This window comes from Phytoactinopolyspora endophytica, assembly GCF_004138495.1.
Lineage (GTDB): Bacteria > Actinomycetota > Actinomycetes > Jiangellales > Jiangellaceae > Phytoactinopolyspora > Phytoactinopolyspora endophytica.
Window position 1 is genome coordinate 208,254 of record NZ_ML142850.1, and the last position, 1,750, is coordinate 210,003.

Consider the following 1,750-nt stretch of genomic DNA (forward strand, 5'->3'; position numbering starts at 1 on the left):
GGCAACTCTGCCCACCTCCACGGATCCGGCTGGGCTTTCGATCATCGTAAGCCGGCACCGCCGGGACTCCGACCGACCTTCGCTATCGGCCGAATCCCTCCGCTCCATGATCATCGAGGATCCGCGGTGCTATAACCCTCACGATCCTCGATGATCATGAGAGAAGGCTTTACGGGGCAAGGGCCGCCACGGTGCGGGCTCTGTCCTCGGACGAGCCGACCGGAGTGGCCAGGAACTCCGTGACCCCGGCGTCGGCGTACCGCTGGACAGCCCGACGGACCGTGGCCTCATCACCGGCGACGACGGCGTCGCCAGGGCCGGACAAGCCCTCGCGGTCGAAGATGGCTCGGTAGCTCGGCAGGTCCCCTGCCATCTTCAGCTCCTCGTTCACGCGCGCCCGGACACCGTCGGGATCGTCGGTCACACACACCGGCACCTGGGCGACCACCTCGGGCGCCGGGCGACCGGCGCCCTGCGCGGCACGCATCAACGGGGGCAACAGATGGTCGGTGAGCGTGCGCGCGCTGGCCCACGTCGTGATGACACCGTCCGCGAGCTCACCGGTCAGTTGCAGCATCCGTGGCCCCAATGCGGACAACAGCACCGGAGGCGGTTCCGCGCCCGCCAGGTCGAACTGGCCGACAGCCGTCCAGTCGGTGCCGTGGTGGTCCACCGGCTCACCACGCAACAGCGGGACCAACGCGGAGAGGTACTCACGCATGTTGCGAGCCGGGGCCGTGAACGGGACGCCGTACTGCCCCTCGATGATCGGCGCATGGCTCGGACCCAGGCCGAGGACCAGCCGGCTGTCCGTCGCGGCCTGGATGGTCAGCGCCTGGGCAGCCATGGCCAGTGGGTGTCGCGGATACGTCCGCACGATCGCAGTCCCCAGGCGCGGCTCGTGTACCTCCCGGCCGACGGCGGTGAGCACCGTCAGCGGATCCCAGGTGCCGACCTCGCCGAACCACAACGTCGCATAGCCGGCTTCCGCCGCGTCGCGCGCCGTCGCCACGATCTCCGGCATCGTCATCCTGGAGATCTCGAGCCAGACCCCTGTCCGCATGTGTTCTCCCTCATCGTTCGCCACGTTCGCCTCCGGACAACGCGCCCAGATGCGGCTGGGAGCGTGCAGCCCGGCCACCGCGCCAGCACGATCAAGTCAACCGGCCGGAATGTCGTGGACCAAGACTCAGTTGACCTGTGCAGCGATAACCGATCGTGATCGTTCGAGGTAAAGGGGCAGATGTGGAGCTTCGTCAGCTGCGGTACTTCGTCACCGTCGCCGAGGAGTTGCATTTCGGGAGGGCCGCGGAACGTCTGCGCATCGTGCAGCCCGCCGTCAGCCAGCAGGTCAGCCGTCTGGAACGCGAGCTTGGAGTCACGCTGCTGGACCGTTCACCACGGCAGGTCAGCCTGACCAGGCACGGGGAGCGTCTCCTGCCGGAGGCGCGTACCGTCCTGGACGCGGCCGACCGCACGGCAGCCGTGGCCGCGGGTCTGGCGGCCGCTGGACGATGCATCCTCCGGATCGGTACCAGTCCGGGAGTGAGCGCCCGGCTGGAACACGGACTCTCCGCTCTTCAACGACTGGTTCCGGAGACCGAGGTCGAACTCGACGCCAGGCCCGTCCCGGAGCAACTGGAGGCGGTTCGCACCGGAGAGCTCGACGTCGCCATCCTGCGCACAGGAGTGGACGGCCCGTTCCTGGACACGGAGGCACTATGGTCGACGCCACTGTGGCGGGAGCCGG

General features: G+C 68.5%; 2 protein-coding genes. One reads left to right on the plus strand and one right to left on the minus strand.

Annotation, left to right across the window (positions count from 1 at the left end; all coding sequences use genetic code 11):
- Positions 1-169: 169 nt before the first annotated feature.
- Positions 170-1,063 carry a TIGR03564 family F420-dependent LLM class oxidoreductase gene (locus ELR45_RS04295; RefSeq protein ID WP_129663729.1) on the minus strand — a complete coding sequence of 298 codons (894 nt, stop codon included), beginning with the start codon at positions 1,061-1,063 and terminating at the stop codon, positions 170-172.
- A 182-nt stretch (positions 1,064-1,245) separates the two neighbouring features.
- Here ELR45_RS04295 and ELR45_RS04300 point away from each other — a divergent pair.
- Positions 1,246-1,750: LysR family transcriptional regulator (locus ELR45_RS04300; RefSeq protein WP_129663731.1), on the plus strand; the 505-nt coding region annotated here is incomplete at its 3' end.

Bases quoted from the DNA above. Each gene is read 5' to 3' on its own strand.
- ELR45_RS04295 (WP_129663729.1), bottom strand. From the start codon at position 1,063: ATGCGGACAGGGGTCTGGCTCGAGATCTCCAGGATGACGATGCCGGAG.